Source organism: Pseudomonas sp. (genome assembly GCF_002796985.1).
Lineage (GTDB): Bacteria > Pseudomonadota > Gammaproteobacteria > Pseudomonadales > Pseudomonadaceae > Pseudomonas.
On record NZ_PEKX01000006.1, the window covers coordinates 59,583 to 77,807 of the forward strand.

Consider the following 18,225-nt stretch of genomic DNA (forward strand, 5'->3'; position numbering starts at 1 on the left):
CTTTAGCCCGGATTGATCGTCGTAGCCCGCATGCTGCAAGGTCTGGCGCCCGTTTTCAGACGATGTTGCAAACCATCCTGGCGATGGCCTCATCGTCGAGGCGCTCAACCCCAAGACCGTGTTGCTGCTCGGCGTGTTGAGGCGGGGGGGGGGGCGGCCAACGACTGATACCGCGTGTGCGCGGCTGGATAGGGGTGGTGCTGGGAGTGATGCTGGTGGCGCGGGGAGGGCGGGCAAGCGGGTGAAGCAGCGCCGCCCCCGGAGACGGGCGCGGCGCAGGCGAAGCGGATCAGTCCTCGCGGCTGGTCACTTCCACCAGGTGGTAGCCGAACTGGGTCTTCACCGGACCCTGGACGACGTTCAGCGGGGCGCTGAACACGACCTGGTCGAATTCGCGAACCATCTGGCCCGGGCGGAAGGTGCCCAGGTCGCCGCCGCTCTGGCCGGACGGGCAAGTGGAGTTGTCGCGTGCCACCTGGGCGAAGTCGGCGCCGCCTTCGATGGAAGCTTTGAGTTCATTGCACTTGGCTTCGCTGGAAACCAGGATGTGACGGGCGGATGCACGGGCCATGGGATAACTCCTGAACAGGCAGTAAGAAAGGGCGAAGCCTAGCTGATTCCGTGGCTGAACCCAATGCCAGGTTGTCTGACAGCAGGCTGATGTAGGAGCGAGCTTGCTGGCGAACCGCCCAGCTTCCAAATCGCCGGTAAGTCCGTTCGCGAGCAAGCTCGCTCCTACAGGCCGCTGCCAGGGTGGGACGCGCGTAGGAGCGGATTCATCCGCGATGGACCTCGCCCAGATGGAGGACGTGCCAGCGGCAAGCGATCGCGGACGGAGTCCGCTCCTACGCCTGATCCGTCAGGCCTTGGCGTCCAGCACTTCGCTCAGGTGCTGCAGGTAGCGCTGCACATCGGCCTCGATGTTCGGACGCTTCATCACGTCCACGCTGAGGAAGGTCGGCAGCGGGCTCATGCCCAGGAACTGGTTGGCCTTGTGGAAGGGGAAGTACACCGCGTCCACGCCCTTGCCCTCGAAGAAATCAGTCGGATCGTCAAAGGCCTGCTGCGGCGCGTTCCAGGTGGCCGAGATCATGTACTGCTTGCCCTGCAGCAGGCCGCCGCTGCCGTACTTCTGCGAAGCGTCGGAACGGGTGCGGCCGTCGTTGGCGTAGAGGCTGCCGTGGCCGGCGGTGAACACCTCGTCGATGTACTGCTTGACCGTCCAGGGCGCGCCCATCCACCAGCCGGGCATCTGGTAGACGATGACGTCGGCCCAGAGCATCTTCTGCACTTCTTCCTGGATGTCGTAGCCGCCGTCGATGAAGGTTTCCTTCACGTCGAAACCGGCGCGGTCCAGATGGGCGATGGCGGCTTCGTGCAGGGTCGCGTTGTAGCGGCCTTCGGAGTGGGCGAACTGTTTGCCGCCATTGATCAGCAGAATCTTTTTCATGGTGTGAGCTCCGCAAGTCAGAAATTCGATGGCGGCAGAATATCGGGCGAAGCAGGGCGGAAAAACCCGTTTTCGGACAAAGGATACGTGCGTGAGAATCAAGAATGACGAGGATTGATTTGCGTCAGCATAAGGCAATCCTTCCCCACTTCAGGAGCGCCAACCTGTGTACGCCTTCATCCTCCAGGCCCATACCCGCCCGGAAAAAGCCGAAGCTTTCGAGAACCTCTTCCGGACTTACCTGACCCCCAGCCGCGCCGAAGACGGCTGCATCCAGTACCACATGCTGCGCGACGCCAGCGACCCGACCCTGTTCACCTTCTTCGAGGTCTGGCAGAGCCGTGAGCACCTGGCCATTCACACCGCGCTGCCGCACATGCGGGAGTTCCATGAGCGGCGCATGGAATACCTGCGCCGCGATTTCGCTGTCCAGAAGGTCGAGGTGATGCCGCCGCGCTGATCGACGCTCAGGCCACCACCTTGTTGCGCCCCGCCGCCTTGGCCTTGTAGAGGTTGGCGTCCGCCGCGTCGATCAGCGCCTCGATGCTCTCCGCTGCCGTGTCCGACGTGCTGGCCACACCGATGCTGAGGGTCACCACGCCACGGTCACCCTTGGCGTGGGGCAGCGCGGTTTCCTCTATCTCGCGGCGGATCGACTCGGCAATCCGTGCGGCGGCGGCGGTGTCGCAGCCGGGGAGGATCATCACGAACTCTTCGCCGCCGTAACGTGCCGCGCCGTCTTCCTCGCGGCGACAGCCTTTCCCCACCAGGTGCGCGACGTTGATCAACGCCAGGTCGCCGCGCGGGTGCCCGTAGTGGTCGTTGTAGGCCTTGAACTGGTCGATATCCATCATCAGCACCGCCAACTGGCCGTCACCCGCGCGGCGGCGCTGCCATTCCCGCTGTGCCTTCTGGTCGAACCAGCGGCGGTTGTGCAGGCCGGTCAGCGGGTCGGTGTCGGCCTGCGTGCGTAGCCGGCTTTCCTGGGCATCGCGGCGGCGCAGGTGGCGGGTCAGGCGATAGGCGAAGAACAGCGTCATTGCGTTGATCGCCAGCAGCAGGCCGCTGGTGATCCAGGTGCGCGCCGTCCAGGTATGGAAGATGGCCTTACGGCCCAGCTCCACCGACACCACCGCCGGGTAATCACCGATGCGCCGGTAGCCGCGCCAGTAAGCGTCGGGGGTGTTCGCCTGCTGGCGGAAGGTTTCGACCTCGCCGCTGGCGACGAAGGCCTCGAAGGTCTGGCGTTCGTCCGCGCTGGAGCGCTTGGGCTCCGCTGGCCATTGGGCCAGGACGCTGCCGTCGAGCAGGCGGATGGAGACATCGCCGAGCTCGCCCAGGTCCAGCCCACGCACGAAGGATTCCATGTGCCGCAGTTCCTTGATCGCGGCCACCACACCGACGAACTGGCCGTTCGCATCCAGTACGGCGCGGCTGAGGGCGGTGCTTTCCGAGGCACCGGGGTAGGACGGCAGGAACGGCCGACTGAGGAACTGCCGGCCCGGATTGTCCCGCGCCGCCTGGAAGTACTCGCGTTCGGACAGGTCGCGGCGCAACTCGCCGGCATGGTTCAGGTCCATCAGCAGTTGGCCGTTGGCATCGGTCACAACCAGCGTGCCGGATTGCACGGAGCCGGCGGCGTGGCCCTGCACCAGTTCCTGCAGGATCTGCTGGGTGAGCGCCGGTGTCGCCGGGCCGGTCAGCACATTGGAGAGGGTCTGCAGGGTTTGCGCGTGCACGTCCAGGTCACGGTGGAACTCGCGCTCTACCAGCAGCAGGGTGTTCTTGCCGCTGGCGTGGGCATAGGCCAGCGCATCCTCCTTCATTTGCAGCATGTGCCAGCCGGTCAGCAGCGTGGCGAGTACCGCCAGGAGGAAGATGAAGCAGAACACTCGAACGGGTTTGAGCACCACGCCAACCTCCGAAAATGACTTCATATATCTGAGTCTTTGGGGGTGGCGGGCGGGGTTCAATCGCTGTTGGGGACTCCTTTGTCCTATGTCAGGCTCCCCGGAAATTCTCCCTGGTCTGGCAGGGCAAACGTTGCCGACTTTTACGGCGAAGGGAGCCCGCGCCCGCCAGCCGCAGCCAAACGCCGAGAAATCCCGCATCATTGAGCCCTTCTCGACCCTCGGAGCCGTCCATGCCCAATCAGCCGTTCCTTCTGCGTAGCCTGCTGTTGTCGCTCGGCCTGCTGGCCGTTGCCGATGCCGGCGCGGCCGACCAGGACCAACTGCTCGAAGCCATCAACGCCTACCGCGGCGACGTGCAGTCCTGCGCCGGGCAGGCTTCCCAGGTGCTGCCGCCGCTGTCGCCGGACCCGCGCCTGGCGCTGCCGGCCTCGGCGGGGGAGTGGAAGGCCGCGTTGAACCAGGCCGGTTACCCGATGAGCAGCGTGCGTATGCTCAGCCTTACCGGCCCGCGCGATGTGACGGCCGCCATGAAGGCGCTGCAGGAGAGCTTTTGCCAGGTACTGCTGGACCCGCAGTTCGTCGACGTCGGCATCGTCCGCGAGGGCGACGACTGGCGCGTGCTGCTCGGCCGCCCGCTGCTGCAGGGCAAATTGGGTACCTGGGAAGCAGAGGGCCAGCAACTGCTGCAGGCGATCAACGCCGCGCGCGGCAAAGGGCGCCAATGCGGCAACCAGGCCTTCGGGCCGACAGGCGCACTGAGCTGGAACGCGACCCTGGGCGGCACTGCCGAAGCCCACAGCCGTGACATGGCCAACAACAACTACTTCGACCACAAGGGCCGCGACGGCAGCACGCCGGGCGACCGCGCGGAACTGAACGGCTACGCCGGCCAGCGCATCGGCGAGAACATCGCCGCCGGCCAAGGCAATGCACAGAAGGTGGTGGACAGCTGGCTGGCCAGCCCCGGCCATTGCGCCAACCTGATGAACCCGCAGTACAGCGAACTGGGCGCGGCCTACGCGGCGGACCCGAAGAGCGACGCAGGCATCTACTGGACGGCGATGTTCGGCTCGCCCTGAGCCGTCATCAACCGTTGCTGACAGCGCCCGGCTCGCCGCCCTGACGCTTCACTTTCGCCGCGAGGATGGCCGAATCGACGGCCGCCAGCGTGCCCGAGGCCGCCGGGAGTTCGAGCACGCCGCTTTCGGCTAGCGTGGAGACGCGCTCGCCGCTGTCCAGGGTGAACTCCACGAACGCCAGGTGCTCCGCCCAGGAGCGATAGCGCCGCACCATGAACAGGCTGTGGCGGCTGCGCACCTCGCGAATCTTCTCCAGGGCGATCTGCCGGTGGCTTTCCTTGCCGCACAGCACCAGCTCGCCCTTGTCGATGAAGGCCGGCTCGGCCCGCGCGACCCTCCGCCACTCGATAGCGAAGCGCCAGCCGAGCAGCAGCAGGCAGAGGGGTAGGGCGGAGAACAGGCTGACCACGCCGCTGAACATCTTGATCAGGGTAAAGGTGATCATCGCCAGCAGGATCAGCAGGGTGACGGCACGATAGAAATGGACGTTGTCGAACTCGGTCTGGGGCAAGAACCGGACATCCATGCGCATATTTCCTCGGCGACTGCGAAACGTCTTTCAGCCTGACTTTTTAGCAGACTGCGCGGTGCTTGCCACGCGAGGCAGTTCACGCCGTCACGCCGTCCCCAAAAGAAAAACCGGCGCCTGGGCGCCGGTTTCTCATCTGCCGTGCGGCGAGTCGCTGCGACTCGCTGCCCGAACCTTGCACTCAGTGCGGCTGGTTCAGGGTCAGGCGCATCTGGCGGTTCACATCCTTGTACAGCAGGTAGCGGAAGCGGCTGGGGCCGCCGGAGTAGCAGGCCTGCGGGCAGAAGGCGCGCAGCCACATGAAGTCGCCGGCTTCCACCTCGACCCAGTCCTGGTTCAGGCGGTACACCGCCTTGCCTTCCAGCACGTACAGGCCGTGTTCCATCACGTGGGTCTCGGCGAACGGAATCACGCCGCCCGGCTCGAAGTTCACGATGTTCACGTGCATGTCATGGCGCATGTCGGCCATGTCGACGAAGCGGGTGGTGCTCCAGCGGCCTTCGGTATCCGGCATCACGCGCGGCTCGATGTCCTGCTCGTTGGTGACGAAGGCTTCGGGCAGCGGTACGCCGTCGACTTTCTGGTAGTGCTTGCGGATCCAGTGGAAGCGGGTGTGCTGGCCGCTGGTGTTGCGCACCTTGTAGTCGGCGCCCGGCGGAATGAACGCGTAGCCGCCCGCCTGCATCTGGTGCACTTCACCCTGCAGGGTCAGGGTCAGCTCGCCTTCGACGATGAACAGCACCGCTTCGGCGTTGATGTCCTGCTCGGGCTTGTCGCTGCCGCCCTGGGGCGCCAGTTCGACGATGTACTGCGAGAAGGTCTCGGCGAAGCCCGACAGCGGGCGGGCGATGACCCACATGCGCATGTTGTCCCAGAAGGGCAGGTGACTGGTGACGATGTCACGCATCACGCCCTTGGGGATCACGGCATAGGCTTCGGTGAACATGGCGCGGTCGGTGAGCAGCTCGGTCTGTGCCGGGTGCCCGCCGTGCGGCGCGTAATAGCTGGATTTGGCCATGGGGTACTTCCTCATTGTTGTCTTGCTGCCCGGCGCGTGCGGCGCCGTGGTGAGCAATTTGTGCAGAGCGGCGCGCTGGGAGCGCTGGCCGTCGCTGGAAACCACAATATCCAGCGGCGTGTTCATGCACAAATTAAATGTTGGAATCCGCTGTATTCGATTTGTGAATGTTTGGGGAAGGCACTCAAGCACGCGTGTCCTGCGCCAGAACCCGCGACAGCACCCGTGCCAGCTCCTTCACCATCGGGTCAACCGTCGGCCGGTGCAGCAGCGCGACCTCGAACACGTCCACCGAGGGTAGCCCGATATTCTTCGCCAGCACGGCGTGCCCCGCCGTCACCGCGCGCTGCGGCAACAGGCCGATGCCCATGCCGTCGGCGATGGCCGACTGGATGCCGGAAAGGCTCGAACTGGTGAAGCTGATGTGCCAGCGCCGGCCGATGGATTCCAGTGCGGCGATCATCTCGTCGCGGTACACCCCGCGCGGCGGGAAGGTGACGATGGGCAGCGGGTCCAGCTCGATGCAGGCATTCTTCGCGCTATCCACCCAGCGCGTCTTCTCTGGCCAGCAGGCTACCGCCTCGCGGGCGTTCTGCCGCTGCTTGAGCAGCACCAGGTCCAGCTCGCCACGGTCATAGCTGGCGGACAGGTCACGACTCAGGCCGCTGGTGACTTCCAGCTTCACCTGCGGGTAGCGGCGATTGAAGGCGGCCAACTGCTCGGTGGTGCGCCCGGTGGCGAAGTCATCCGGCACGCCGATACGCACCGTCAACGCCACGGTGGCACCGGACAGCGCCTCGACCATCTCGTCGTTCAGCGCCAGCAGCCGCCGCGCATAACCCAGCAGCGTGTCGCCGGCATCGGTGGGCAGCACATCGCGATTGCCGCGTTCGAGCAGACGATGCCCGGCCATTTCCTCCAGCCGGCGGATCTTCTGGCTGACCGTGGATTGGGTCGAATGCAGGCGCGTGGCCGCCGTGGTGAAACTGCCACAGTCGGCCACCGTGACGATGGCGCGGAGCAGGTCGAGGTCGAAGAGGCGGGTATTCGATTTATCACTGTCGCTCATGGCGGTATCGGATATCTGAATGCTGATACCGCTTTCTAACAGCTCGCCTTGAACCCGGCAAATCACCGGGTGCCGATGGGGCTCAGAAGTCGACGCTCTTCGCCCAGGGATCGTCGACCCTGCTGCCGCGCCGATCGCCCTTGCGGCGGTCGTCTTCGAAACGGATGGTTTGTCGTCGGTCGGCGCTACAGCGCCGATCGCCGTGGCGGGTGTCGATCTGGAACTTCGCCTTGGCCTGCATGGCGGGCGGGGCTTCCATGGGGGATGGCTTGGCCGGTTCCATGGGTACCAGGCTGAGTTCATCGAGGTTCAGGTCATCGAAATTGAAGTCACTGAGGTCGAAATCGTCGTCGAGATTCATCGTGCGTCGCTCCACTGCAATACCCTCAGAGGTGAGCGTAGAACCGTAGTGGCGTTGCGCCGTATCAGCCGACGGACTGCACGTCGGACGTTTCCTTCAGCGCGATCTAGACTCCAGAAGCTGACCCAATCCGGGGGAACCACACGGAGAACGTCACCATGAAACGTCTACCGCTGTCCCTGCCGGTGCTGGCTGCTGTCGCCGCGTTGTCCGGTTGCATGAGCAATGAAGAGTTTCTCGCCTCGAACCAGCCCGCCGCGATCAAGGCCACTGAGTCGCGGGCGAAGTTCGAGCTCAATTGCGAGTCGATTACCAGCAGCGTGCTGTCGAGCAAGGTCACCCAGGTTCGCCGTGCCATGGAGCGCACCGAGTACACCATCGGCGTGCGCGGCTGTAACAAGCAGGCGACCTACATCACCTACTGCCTCAACCCCACCACCTGCAACGCCATCGCCGATACGGCGCGGACCAGTTCGCCGTAAGTCCTGCCGGGATGGGGAGTTTGTGGTCCATCCTGGTTCGCTCTCCCTCTCGCGGTTCAATCCAGCCAGCTATGCCACGCCAGGCGAATGGCGCCGTCCTGCAAGGGCAGCAGCGTCAGGTTCGGGGCCTGGCGCAGGTCGGTGACCAGTTGGCTCCAGGCGGCTGAGTCATCGGAAGGCTCACGGCGCAGGGTGATGCCGAGGTTCTTCAGGGTGGTCGGGTCTGCCAGCAGGGCGTTCACGCGGGCGGACAGCTGATTGTAGGTTGCGGCGTGCATGGGAGGCCTCCGGTTCGGGGTGGATGGAAATACTGTATGTAAATACAGTATTTCTTGTAAAGGCCTGCGTGACTATCGGTAAGGCAGCTTTCTGAAGGAAGTGAAATCGGCAGCTCTGGCGCTGATTTCTGAGCGATCCGGAGCGCATTCCCGGTGCTGGCCCATGGGCGCAGCCCTCGGACGCCGTGAAGTTGAGGGCTCGTTCTCCTCTATCGTCCTGAAAATGGAACGCTAGAGGCGGTTTTTGCCGTCTGGTGGATCAAGGGTGTCGAAATTAATCTTTGTTCCATGCAGTGACGCACTGCGAAGCGAGCCAAAAACCTCCGGCCGAGCCGGCATCCACTGAAAGCAAATCGAGGATTTCACCATGACCAACGCCACCTACAACCGCCTGGACAAAGACAACGCCGTCGTACTGCTGGTCGACCACCAGGCCGGCCTGCTCTCGCTGGTCCGCGATATCGATCCGGACAAGTTCAAGAACAACGTGCTGGCGCTGGGCGACCTGGCCAAGTTCTTCAACCTGCCGACCATCCTCACCACCAGCTTCGAAACCGGCCCCAACGGCCCGCTGGTTCCCGAGCTGAAAGCGCAGTTCCCGGATGCGCCGTACATTGCCCGCCCCGGCCAGATCAACGCCTGGGACAACGAGGACTTCGTCAAGGCGGTGAAGGCCACTGGCAAGAAGCAGCTGATCATCGCCGGTGTGGTGACCGAGGTTTGCGTGGCGTTCCCGGCGCTGTCGGCGCTGGCGGAAGGCTTCGATGTGTTCGTGGTGGCGGATGCGTCCGGCACCTTCAACGAGATGACCCGCGATGCGGCCTGGCGCCGGATGGAAGCGGCTGGCGCGCAGCTGATGACCTGGTTTGGCGTGGCCTGTGAGCTGCACCGTGACTGGCGCAACGATGTCGAAGGGCTGGCGGCGCTGTGCTCGAACCACATTCCGGATTACCGGAATCTGATGACCAGCTACAACGCGCTGACTGGGGGCAAGTAACCGTCTGCTGAAATGAAAACCGGAGCCTCCCGCGAGGCTCCGGTTTTTTTGCTTTTCGTAGGAGCGAGCTTGCTCGCGAACCGCATGACACCGCTGCCTACCTGTAGGAGCAACTGTCTTCTTCTGAAAGTCCGTGCCTGTGTTTTCCCTCTCCCCAGCCCTCTCCCAGAGGGAGAGGGGGCAGATTGTGCCGGCTGACGCCTTGGTTTCAACCGGCGCCGAACCAGTCCCCTCTCCCTTCAGGGAGAGGGTTAGGGAGAGGGCAAACCCTCGCGGCGGACTAACGGACGGCGTAGGAGCGGACTTCGTCCGCGATGTGTCTGCCTCGCTCCGGGTTTCCCGCGTCGCTTCGGCGCGCGCGCGGACTTCTCGTTTCGCCCCCTCGGGCGACCCACTTTGGCAAACGACGGATGGCCGCCCCACCCAAAGTGGGCAAAGGTCTTGCCCCGGACATCCGGTTTTTCGCTTGGGGCGAAAAATTCCCTCGTTGAATCGAAGTTTCAGGGGCACGCCGCGAAGGGCCATCCCTGGCCCATCGCCGCTCTCGCGACATCCATGTCGCTCAACCCCTGAAACTCCGCTTCAACGAGGCCTCCTGAACGGGGCGGTCTGGAGTGCGCTGGTATTTCTCTGGAAGTCTTTCAGAGCCAACGCCAGAGACAAAGCCAGATCGAGGCGTTTGGCTTTTCGTAGGAGCGAGCTTGCTCGCGAACCACTTGGCACTGCTGCCCGCCTGTAGTAGCAGACCTAGTCCGCGATAAGAGTTGCCGACCATATCGAAATCACGGCGAAGCACGAACGTAGGATGGCGTGGAGCGCAGCGATACCCATCGATTCCTGCGCACCGACATCACGTGTATCGCAATTCCTCGGAACGTTGCCCCCCAGTCCACGCCAGCGTTTTCCGGAGACGTTGGCAGGATGCCGTTCGCGAGCAAGCTTGCTCCTACGGTGCAGGCGCGAATCTGTGGCAGGCACAGGGATATGCACGGCCCGCCGCGAAGGATATCGCGGACAAAGTCCGCTCCTACGAAAAGCCACGCCGCACCACTACGCCCCCGCTTTGGCTCTGGCTGTTGCCTTTGATGTCTTCCAGAAAAACATCCACACGCGCCGAAGTGCCCCGTTCAGGAGGCCGAAGGTGATCGGAGTTTCAGGGGGAGAGCGGCATGGATGCCGCGGAAGCCGCGACTGGCCAGGGATGGCCCTTCGTGGGGGGACGCCTAGTTCGGCCCCCTGAAACTCCGAAGAGCCGAGGGTACTTTTCGCGAAGCGAAAAGCCGGATGGCAGGGGCTAGACCTTTGCCCACTTTGGGTGGGGCGGCCATCCGTCGTTTGCCAAAGTGGGTCGCCCGAGGGGGCGAAACAAGAAGCCTGGGCGTACGCCGAAGCGGCGCTGAAACACCCAATCCCAAGCAACAAACCAATACCAGCGCAGAAGCAGACGCCGGCCCTGCCGACGGATCGCGGGCATGGGCTAGGCGCCCCCGCCCGTCCTACAGGGGAATACCGAGCGGTGAAGGGGAAGAGCAGAGCGATGGGTATCGCTCCGCTCCACACCATCCTACGTCGTGCTCTCCGGCCCGGCACTCAGCTCGGGCCAGAGCTGGAAGGGCACCCAGGTCACACCTTGCCATTTCAACACCGACAACGTCTGCATCGCCGCCCGCAGCGTTTCCCGGCGTGGCTCGCCGAGGCCGGCGCGATGCTGGTCCCGCAACGCCGGAATCACATGCAGCGACAACCACTGCCGCACGCTGCGATTCTCCGGATGGAAGTAGTGAATCAGCGCCGCATACACCGCCGATTCGCTGATCAGCAGCTCATCGACGTAATCGCCGCTGCCATCGCGCACCCAGGCGCGGCGGAACTGGTCGTCGTCCAGGTTACGCTCCACGCGCTCGGCCAGCCATGGAACACCGATCAGCCGGCCCAGGTCGTGGGCGCAGAACCAGCACTGGTCTTCCAGCAGCACGGCGCGCAGCAGGCGCTTGTGGCGGATGAATTCGGTGGGGATCAGAAACTCTTCAGACATGGCGCACCTCCGGGAAGGAGGCAGAAGAGGGCGGGTACAGCGAAGCGCCTTCGGGGCGAAGGCTAGGGGTGAAAGGCATATCCATTACCTCTGTGTGATGTGACCAGCTTTCTTAGGGCTGGGTGCCGGGAGCTAAGAAACCCCACACAGAGGGCCGGACGTATTCCCCTTTCGGGTCTTGTATTAGCCCACTCCCGGCGTCGCAGAGGTTTTTCGAGGACGAATGAATCCAGCGTGCTCGAAAAAGCCGCTTAACTTTCGGGAGCGGTCAGGCCGCTGTGTGGCAGGCGTTTCTTAGGCGCCGGTGCGAGGGTAGGGCGATGGCGGTGAAGGGTCAAGCAGAAGTGATGCCCTTCGAATCTTGGAATATCTAATCTTTTAGTGTTGGCTCATGCCGCCTAGGCAGATGAAGACAAAATACATTTCGTTGATAAGGAATTCCCAGAATTTGCTCAGAGGTTGACGGGTGAGTGATTAACTCAATGTGGCCATTGTTCAATTCAATAATCTTTTTAACTCTGTTAAGTCCGACTCCATCCCCTGATTTGCTTAGTTTTTTTGGAATTTCCCCTGAGACACCCTCTTCAAAAATAGCGAGTTTTTCTTTTTCTGATATTTTTATGCTGATCATGTCCATTTCGACAGTGGTATAAGCTCCGCTGTCATGGATGTTGACTTTTAAGTCTGATTTTTGCTTTATGTATTTTGTTGCGTTTTCAATTATGTGATATAGGGCGACGTGAATAGACTCGTAATCGAAAAATGCTGTATGAGAGCTCTCCCCGATTTCTACTCTTACCTCTTTCTCGGTGAAGTCTGGAAAGAAGAGGTAGAATATGTTCATCAGTACTTTATGAGTGTTGTGATACCTGGGGTCAAGAGAAGGAGTGCTCGTGAATAGCTTTTTGAAAACGGAAAATTCCGCTTTCATTGCAGCATTGTGTTTCGCAATTCTTAGTAGTGCTAAGGCTGTATCTCTAGGCTCTTCTTTTACTATTTTTTCTACGAAATCTACATGCGTTCCTGTTCTTCGGCTAATAACGTCCTGTGGAATTAGTGAGTAGACCTCTTGGATGTTGTGTGCGTTTAGAGATGTAAGATTGTGGATTAGTCGTCTGGTATTTGTGTTATGGCGCTCGTTGCTCTCTGATATTATTTCTTTTATTGTTGTTAGGCTGTTTGCTATAGCATCTAACGTCGTCCGAAATTTGCTAGAACTGGCAACGAATTCTCTGTCGTTAGTAAATGCGTACACGGTGCCAAGCTCCCCGATATGAGCGCCGCATCGGGCTCTCCCGTCGGCTATTTTGGTGGAGCTTGTTGTGACGTTAGGAAGCGTCTCTATCTCCTTTTGAAGTAGATTGCAGAATAGTATTTTGTTGTATTTGTCAGTTATTCTATATCTGATTTTCATTTTTGCTCGAGGCTTCCCACTGTGTACTCTTCAACAATCTGTTGGAATTCATACGGTTCGGCGTTTTTTGCTAGGAATGTGTCCGCCTTTCGTAGTGCCTCATGAAACCTATTTCCTTGGGTTTCTGCAGAGTAAATTATAACTTTCTTGGATGGATATTTTTTCTTTACTGCAAGAGCAAGGCCTAGCCCTTCGTCATGGAAACCCATTGCAATGCCGACACCTTGCACATCAATGAATAGTATGTTTGCCTCTGCGATGTCTTGCATATCTAGTGTGTCAGCGTCTTTAATAAGCTTTGTGTGGACCCATCCGCTTCTTGACAGTATTTTTGCTACTTTAAATTTTGTGTCGTCATCAATGAATAGTATTTTTGTTTCGTTCTTGTAATCTTGCAGGGTCTTTGTTATAGGTTGAGCTTCCTTTGTAGTGGTATGCTCCGCCTTTTCTGTGCTTTCAGTGTTGTTGTTGTTGTTGTTGTTGTTGTTGTTGTTGTTAATTGTAATGGCCGGAGAGGACGGTAGCGCCTGTGCTGGTTCAGGCTTTCCTTTCATAATTTGATATATTAAGCCAATTAAGCTAATTCCCGCTCCGCTGAAGAACCATTCTTTATTGGCTATTATCCAGTCCATATTCTCTCCGATTGTGATTGGAAATAAAAAGCCCGCACAAGGCAGGGCTAGATTTTGATCTGATCCCCGACATCCTTGCTGGGTGTTCAATCGAATTTACACTACTGGCCAGTAGCTATCAATGTGGTGATTTAAACTTTTAGCTGGCCTAAGAAAAAGCCCCGCACTAGGCGGGGCTTTTCGTCTTTCTTTATCACTGCCCCAAAATTCCATTTCGGTCTACAGCGTTTCTAATGGTCTTGACTTGCCGTCTTGCTACTACTTCCGTCAGTCCCAGCTCAGCGCGCCGCCAGTCTGGTACTCGATCACGCGGGTCTCGAAGAAGTTCTTTTCCTTCTTCAGGTCCATGATTTCGCTCATCCACGGGAACGGGTTGCTGGTGCCCGGGTATTCCTCTTTGAGGCCGATCTGGGTCAGGCGGCGGTTGGCGATGAACTTGAGGTAGTCCTCCATCATCGCGGCGTTCATGCCCAGTACGCCACGCGGCATGGTGTCGCGAGCGTATTCGATTTCCAGTTGGGTGCCCTGGAGGATCATCTGGGTGGCCTCGTCCTTCATCTGGGCATCCCACAGGTGCGGGTTTTCGATCTTGATCTGGTTGATCACGTCGATGCCGAAGTTCAGGTGCATGGATTCGTCGCGCAGGATGTACTGGAACTGCTCGGCAGTGCCGGTCATCTTGTTGCGGCGGCCCATGGAGAGGATCTGGGTGAAGCCGCAGTAGAAGAAGATGCCTTCCAGAACGCAGTAGTAGGCGATCAGGTTGCGCAGGAACTGGCGGTCGGTCTCAGGAGTACCGGTTTCGAACTTGGGATCGGAGATCGAGCGGGTGTACTTGAGGCCCCAGGACGCCTTCTTAGCGACCGAAGGAATCTCGTGGTACATGTTGAAGATTTCGCCCTCGTCCATGCCCAGCGATTCGATGCAGTACTGGTAGGCGTGGGTGTGGATCGCTTCCTCGAAGGCCTGGCGCAGGATGTACTGGCGGCATTCGGGGTTGGTGATCAGGCGGTAGACGGCCAGCACCAGGTTGTTGGCGACCAGGGAGTCGGCGGTGGAGAAGAAGCCGAGGTTGCGCATGACGATGCGGCGCTCGTCTTCGCTGAGGCCGTCCTTGCTCTTCCACAGGGCAATGTCGGCGTTCATGTTCACTTCCTGGGGCATCCAGTGGTTGGCGCAACCATCCAGATACTTCTGCCAGGCCCAGTCGTACTTGAAGGGTACGAGCTGGTTGAGGTCGGCGCGGGCGTTGATCATCTGCTTGTCGCCGACTTGTACGCGGGCGGCGGAGCCTTCCAGATCGTCCAGGCCTTCCTGGATGTCCAGGGCGTCGAGGGCCTGCTTGGCGCGGGCAACGGCGTCGGAGTCGTTGGCGGATACGGCGCGCGCTTCTTCGACGGAACCGGCGGCGTCGGCGTCGAGTTTTTCAGCGTTCTGCGCGGCGGCCTGGGCGACTGCCGGGGCGGCCTTGGCTTCGGTGGCGTCTTCTTTGTCGAATTCGTCCCAGCTCAGCATGGGGGTCCTCTCCTGGTGGGCCGCTCTGGGGCGGCCTGATGTCTGGTGGCGTGTGGTGCACGCTAAGAGCTTGTGCGTCTTCCGTCATGCGCGGTGCGCGGCGGAGGAGGCTGTTGTTCTGTAAGGAGGAGGGGCCTTGAAAAGCCCCTCACCCTAGCCCTCTCCCAGGGGGAGAGGGGACAGTCCGTGCGGTCTGCCGTTTCGGTGTCAGCGCCGCTTTCGCGGCGCGCTCACCTTATTGGCAGGCTTCGCAGTCGGGGTTGTCGATGCTGCAGGCTTGCGGCACCGGAGCCGGCTGCGGCTCGGCAGCGGCGGCTTGCAGGCCGTCGTTGCCACCGGCCGATACGGCGTTGAGCTTGCCGGTGTTGATGGTGGACTTCTCGGTGCTGGTCGCGGCCAGGGCACGGAGGTAGTAGGTGGTCTTCAGACCACGGAACCACGCCATGCGGTAGGTCACGTCGAGCTTCTTGCCCGAGGCGCCGGCGATGTAGAGGTTCAGCGACTGCGCCTGGTCGATCCACTTCTGGCGGCGGCTGGCGGCGTCGACGATCCACTTGGTCTCGACTTCGAAGGCGGTGGCGTACAGGTCTTTCAGGTCTTGCGGGATGCGCTCGATCTGCTGCACGGAGCCGTCGTAGTACTTCAGGTCGTTGACCATGACCGGGTCCCACAGGCCACGAGCCTTGAGGTCGTGAACCAGGTAGGGGTTGATCACGGTGAATTCGCCGGAGAGGTTCGATTTCACGTACAGGTTCTGGTAGGTCGGCTCGATGGACTGCGATACGCCGGTGATGTTGGCGATGGTCGCGGTCGGCGCGATGGCCATGATGTTCGAGTTACGGATGCCTTTCTGTACGCGGGCACGGACCGGAGCCCAGTCGAGGGATTCGGTGAGGTCGACGTCGATGTACTTCTGGCCACGGGCTTCGATGAGGATCTGCTGGGAGTCCAGCGGCAGGATGCCCTTGGACCACAGGGAGCCGTCGAAGGTCTCGTAGGCGCCGCGCTCGTCGGCCAGGTCACAGGAAGCCTGGATGGCGAAGTAGCTCACCGCTTCCATGGACTTGTCGGCGAACTCGATGGCCGCGTCGGAACCGTAGGCGATGTGCTGCAGGTACAGGGCGTCCTGGAAGCCCATGATGCCGAGGCCTACCGGGCGGTGCTTGAGGTTCGAGTTGCGAGCCTGCGGGACCGAGTAGTAGTTGATGTCGATAACGTTATCGAGCATGCGCACGGCGGTCTTCACGGTCTTCTCAAGCTTGGCGGTGTCCAGCTTGCCGTCGACGATGTGGTTGACCAGGTTGATCGAGCCCAGGTTGCAGACTGCGATCTCGTCCTTGTTGGTGTTCAGGGTGATCTCGGTGCACAGGTTCGAGCTGTGCACGACGCCCACATGCTGCTGCGGGCTGCGCAGGTTGCACGGGTCCTTGAAGGTCAGCCACGGGTGGCCGGTCTCGAAGAGCATCGAGAGCATCTTGCGCCACAGGTCTTTGGCCTGGATGGTCTTGAACAGCTTGATCTTGCCGTACTGGGTCAGGGCTTCGTAGTACTCGTAGCGCTCTTCGAAGGCCTTGCCGGTCAGGTCGTGCAGGTCCGGCACTTCGGACGGCGAGAACAGGGTCCACTGGCCGTCGTCGAACACGCGCTTCATGAACAGGTCGGGAATCCAGTTCGCGGTGTTCATGTCGTGGGTGCGGCGGCGGTCGTCACCGGTGTTCTTGCGCAGCTCGATGAACTCTTCGATGTCCATGTGCCAGGTTTCAAGGTACGCGCAGACGGCGCCCTTGCGCTTGCCACCCTGGTTCACGGCGACGGCGGTGTCGTTCACCACTTTCAGGAAGGGCACGACGCCCTGGGACTTGCCGTTGGTGCCCTTGATGTAGGAGCCCAGCGCACGCACCGGAGTCCAGTCGTTGCCCAGGCCGCCTGCGAATTTGGACAGCATGGCGTTGTCGTGGATGGCGTTGTAGATGCCCGACAGGTCATCCGGCACGGTGGTCAGGTAGCAGCTGGAGAGCTGCGGACGCAGGGTGCCGGCGTTGAACAGGGTGGGGGTCGACGACATGTAGTCGAACGACGAGAGCAGGTTGTAGAACTCGATGGCGCGAGCTTCACGGTCCTTCTCTTCGATGGCCAGGCCCATGGCCACGCGCATGAAGAAGACCTGCGGCAGTTCGAAACGGATGCCGTCCTTGTGGATGAAGTAGCGGTCGTACAGGGTCTGCAGGCCCAGGTAGGTGAACTGCTGGTCGCGCTCGTGGTTGATCGCGGCGCCCAGCTTGGCCAGGTCGTAGCCTTTGAGCTTGCTGTCGATCAGCTCGAACTCGGAACCTTTTTCGACGTAGGCCGCCAGGGCGGTGGCGTAGAGGTCGGCCATCTCGTGGTGAGTGGCGCTCTCGGCGACGCCCAGGAAGCCCAGGGCTTCGGCGCGCAGGGTGTCCATCAGCAGGCGGGCGGTGACGTAGGAGTAGTTCGGCTCGCGCTCGACCAGGGTACGGGCGGTCATCACCAGGGCGGTGTTGACGTCCTTCTCGGCGACGCCGTCGTACAGGTTCTTCAGGGTCTCGCGTTCGATCAGGCTGCCATCGACTTCGGCCAGGCCTTCGCAGGCTTCGCGGATGATGGTCTGCAGGCGGCCCATGTCCAGCGGCTGGGTGCTGCCGTCGGCCTTGGTGATGCGGATGCTCGGGTGCGGCTGGGCGATGTCGCTGGCGTTGCCGGCGCTCTTGCGCTCGTTGGCACGGGCTTCGCGGTAGATCACGTAGTCGCGGGCGACTTTCTGTTCGCCGGCGCGCATCAGGGACAGTTCGACCTGGTCCTGGATTTCTTCGATGTGGATGGTGCCACCCGATGGCATGCGGCGCTTGAAGGTCGCGGAGACCTGCTCGGTCAGGCGGCGCACGGTTTCATGGATGCGCGACGAGGCAGCGGCGGTGCCGCCTTCCACGGCGAGGAACGCCTTGGTGATGGCTACGGTGATCTTGTCATCGGTGTAGGGAACTACGGTGCCGTTGCGCTTGATCACGCGCAGCTGGCCGGGCGCAGTGGCGGCCAGATCCTGGGCGGATTCGGCGGTCTGCGGCGCGTTGGCCTGCGGGTTCTCGCGAGTGGTGTCGATTTGCATGGGGTGGTTGTCTCCACGTTCTCGTAATGGGTGCGTTGCCGGCGCCCCTGGCGCCGTTCTCTAGATACAAAGAGCAAAAACAAAGAGCAAAAAGAGCGGTCGCTCGCGGGGTCAGCCGCAAGCTGGAATTCTTCTGGAACAGGGGGAATGACCCGAAGCGCCTCCCTGGCCCAACTCGGGTGCCGGCTTTACGGGCCGGGACCACAATACCTAGTGGTGTTGAACGTTACGTTGCAACACCCGTACCGCATTTCCATCGACATGAATCGCTCCTTGCGGGCTGGGCCGCCTGGCACATCAGTACGTCTGGAATACGTTGTGGTGGAACC

17 protein-coding genes are annotated in these 18,225 nt (G+C 61.2%); 4 read left to right on the forward strand and 13 right to left on the reverse strand.

Annotation, left to right across the window (positions count from 1 at the left end; all coding sequences use genetic code 11):
- Positions 1–289 precede the first annotated feature (289 nt).
- Positions 290–571 carry a peptidylprolyl isomerase gene (locus CTR55_RS05140; RefSeq protein ID WP_296284475.1) on the reverse strand — a complete coding sequence of 94 codons (282 nt, stop codon included), beginning with the start codon at positions 569–571 and terminating at the stop codon, positions 290–292.
- Between the two features lie 288 nt (positions 572–859).
- Positions 860–1,450 (reverse strand): NAD(P)H-dependent oxidoreductase, encoded by a 591-nt coding sequence (locus CTR55_RS05145; RefSeq protein ID WP_296284476.1) that lies wholly within the window; start codon positions 1,448–1,450, stop codon positions 860–862.
- Positions 1,451–1,616: 166 nt separating this feature from the next.
- Here CTR55_RS05145 and CTR55_RS05150 point away from each other — a divergent pair, with 166 nt between their 5' ends.
- Positions 1,617–1,910 (forward strand): putative quinol monooxygenase, encoded by a 294-nt coding sequence (locus tag CTR55_RS05150; protein ID WP_296284477.1) that lies wholly within the window; start codon positions 1,617–1,619, stop codon positions 1,908–1,910.
- A 7-nt stretch (positions 1,911–1,917) separates the two neighbouring features.
- Here CTR55_RS05150 and CTR55_RS05155 read toward each other — a convergent pair whose 3' ends face one another.
- Entirely contained in the window at positions 1,918–3,387 is a 1,470-nt protein-coding gene (locus CTR55_RS05155) for a diguanylate cyclase (RefSeq protein ID WP_296284478.1), read from the reverse strand.
- A gap of 206 nt (positions 3,388–3,593) precedes the next feature.
- Between CTR55_RS05155 and CTR55_RS05160 the strand changes: the two genes are divergently transcribed.
- Entirely contained in the window at positions 3,594–4,442 is an 849-nt protein-coding gene (locus CTR55_RS05160; protein ID WP_296284479.1) for a CAP domain-containing protein, read from the forward strand.
- A 7-nt stretch (positions 4,443–4,449) separates the two neighbouring features.
- Here CTR55_RS05160 and CTR55_RS05165 read toward each other — a convergent pair whose 3' ends face one another.
- From CTR55_RS05165 to CTR55_RS05180, 4 genes are all read right to left on the reverse strand, one after another.
- The gene (locus CTR55_RS05165) at positions 4,450–4,968 is read right to left on the reverse strand and encodes a hypothetical protein (RefSeq protein WP_296284480.1); all 519 of its coding nucleotides are present in this window, start codon (positions 4,966–4,968) and stop codon (positions 4,450–4,452) included.
- Positions 4,969–5,152: 184 nt separating this feature from the next.
- Positions 5,153–5,989 carry a bifunctional allantoicase/(S)-ureidoglycine aminohydrolase gene (locus CTR55_RS05170; protein WP_296284481.1) on the reverse strand — a complete coding sequence of 279 codons (837 nt, stop codon included), beginning with the start codon at positions 5,987–5,989 and terminating at the stop codon, positions 5,153–5,155.
- Between the two features lie 184 nt (positions 5,990–6,173).
- Positions 6,174–7,058 carry a LysR family transcriptional regulator gene (locus tag CTR55_RS05175; protein WP_296284482.1) on the reverse strand — a complete coding sequence of 295 codons (885 nt, stop codon included), beginning with the start codon at positions 7,056–7,058 and terminating at the stop codon, positions 6,174–6,176.
- A gap of 82 nt (positions 7,059–7,140) precedes the next feature.
- The gene (locus tag CTR55_RS05180) at positions 7,141–7,419 is read right to left on the reverse strand and encodes a hypothetical protein (RefSeq protein WP_296284483.1); all 279 of its coding nucleotides are present in this window, start codon (positions 7,417–7,419) and stop codon (positions 7,141–7,143) included.
- A gap of 158 nt (positions 7,420–7,577) precedes the next feature.
- On the opposite strand from CTR55_RS05180, the gene CTR55_RS05185 reads away from it, so the two are divergent.
- On the forward strand, positions 7,578–7,901 hold the full coding sequence (locus tag CTR55_RS05185; RefSeq protein WP_296284484.1) for a hypothetical protein: 324 nt from the start codon (positions 7,578–7,580) through the stop codon (positions 7,899–7,901).
- A 56-nt stretch (positions 7,902–7,957) separates the two neighbouring features.
- Here the strand turns inward: CTR55_RS05185 and CTR55_RS05190 are convergent, their stop codons facing one another.
- A complete protein-coding gene (locus CTR55_RS05190; RefSeq protein ID WP_024763117.1) occupies positions 7,958–8,179 on the reverse strand; it encodes a DUF1654 domain-containing protein in 222 nt (73 codons plus the stop codon).
- Positions 8,180–8,546: 367 nt separating this feature from the next.
- On the opposite strand from CTR55_RS05190, the gene ycaC reads away from it, so the two are divergent.
- A complete protein-coding gene (gene ycaC, locus CTR55_RS05195; protein WP_296284485.1) occupies positions 8,547–9,176 on the forward strand; it encodes an isochorismate family cysteine hydrolase YcaC in 630 nt (209 codons plus the stop codon).
- Between the two features lie 1,564 nt (positions 9,177–10,740).
- Here ycaC and CTR55_RS05200 read toward each other — a convergent pair.
- From CTR55_RS05200 to CTR55_RS05220, 5 genes are all read right to left on the reverse strand, one after another.
- Positions 10,741–11,211, reverse strand: a complete 471-nt coding sequence (locus CTR55_RS05200; protein ID WP_296284486.1) for a Bro-N domain-containing protein — start codon at positions 11,209–11,211, stop codon at positions 10,741–10,743.
- A gap of 370 nt (positions 11,212–11,581) precedes the next feature.
- Positions 11,582–12,625, reverse strand: a complete 1,044-nt coding sequence (locus CTR55_RS05205) for an ATP-binding protein (RefSeq protein WP_296284487.1) — start codon at positions 12,623–12,625, stop codon at positions 11,582–11,584.
- Entirely contained in the window at positions 12,622–13,257 is a 636-nt protein-coding gene (locus tag CTR55_RS05210; RefSeq protein ID WP_296284488.1) for a hypothetical protein, read from the reverse strand. The genes CTR55_RS05205 and CTR55_RS05210 overlap by 4 nt, the downstream gene beginning before the upstream one ends.
- Positions 13,258–13,524: 267 nt before the next feature.
- A complete protein-coding gene (locus CTR55_RS05215) occupies positions 13,525–14,772 on the reverse strand; it encodes a ribonucleotide-diphosphate reductase subunit beta (RefSeq protein ID WP_296284489.1) in 1,248 nt (415 codons plus the stop codon).
- 235 nt (positions 14,773–15,007) lie between these two features.
- Entirely contained in the window at positions 15,008–17,896 is a 2,889-nt protein-coding gene (locus CTR55_RS05220; protein WP_296284490.1) for a ribonucleoside-diphosphate reductase subunit alpha, read from the reverse strand.
- Positions 17,897–18,225: the final 329 nt, after the last annotated feature.

Excerpts from the sequence above, each read along its gene's own strand:
- CTR55_RS05140 (WP_296284475.1), bottom strand. The coding sequence starts at position 571 with ATGGCCCGTGCATCCGCCCGTCACATCCTGGTTTCCAGCGAAGCCAAG.
- CTR55_RS05145 (WP_296284476.1), bottom strand. The coding sequence starts at position 1,450 with ATGAAAAAGATTCTGCTGATCAATGGCGGCAAACAGTTCGCCCACTCC.
- CTR55_RS05155 (WP_296284478.1), bottom strand. The coding sequence starts at position 3,387 with ATGAAGTCATTTTCGGAGGTTGGCGTGGTGCTCAAACCCGTTCGAGTG.
- CTR55_RS05160 (WP_296284479.1), top strand. The coding sequence starts at position 3,594 with ATGCCCAATCAGCCGTTCCTTCTGCGTAGCCTGCTGTTGTCGCTCGGC.
- CTR55_RS05165 (WP_296284480.1), bottom strand. The coding sequence starts at position 4,968 with ATGGATGTCCGGTTCTTGCCCCAGACCGAGTTCGACAACGTCCATTTC.
- CTR55_RS05170 (WP_296284481.1), bottom strand. The coding sequence starts at position 5,989 with ATGGCCAAATCCAGCTATTACGCGCCGCACGGCGGGCACCCGGCACAG.
- CTR55_RS05175 (WP_296284482.1), bottom strand. The coding sequence starts at position 7,058 with ATGAGCGACAGTGATAAATCGAATACCCGCCTCTTCGACCTCGACCTG.
- CTR55_RS05180 (WP_296284483.1), bottom strand. The coding sequence starts at position 7,419 with ATGAATCTCGACGACGATTTCGACCTCAGTGACTTCAATTTCGATGAC.
- CTR55_RS05185 (WP_296284484.1), top strand. The coding sequence starts at position 7,578 with ATGAAACGTCTACCGCTGTCCCTGCCGGTGCTGGCTGCTGTCGCCGCG.
- CTR55_RS05190 (WP_024763117.1), bottom strand. The coding sequence starts at position 8,179 with ATGCACGCCGCAACCTACAATCAGCTGTCCGCCCGCGTGAACGCCCTG.
- ycaC (WP_296284485.1), top strand. The coding sequence starts at position 8,547 with ATGACCAACGCCACCTACAACCGCCTGGACAAAGACAACGCCGTCGTA.
- CTR55_RS05200 (WP_296284486.1), bottom strand. The coding sequence starts at position 11,211 with ATGTCTGAAGAGTTTCTGATCCCCACCGAATTCATCCGCCACAAGCGC.
- CTR55_RS05205 (WP_296284487.1), bottom strand. The coding sequence starts at position 12,625 with ATGAAAATCAGATATAGAATAACTGACAAATACAACAAAATACTATTC.
- CTR55_RS05210 (WP_296284488.1), bottom strand. The coding sequence starts at position 13,257 with ATGGACTGGATAATAGCCAATAAAGAATGGTTCTTCAGCGGAGCGGGA.
- CTR55_RS05215 (WP_296284489.1), bottom strand. The coding sequence starts at position 14,772 with ATGCTGAGCTGGGACGAATTCGACAAAGAAGACGCCACCGAAGCCAAG.
- CTR55_RS05220 (WP_296284490.1), bottom strand. The coding sequence starts at position 17,896 with ATGCAAATCGACACCACTCGCGAGAACCCGCAGGCCAACGCGCCGCAG.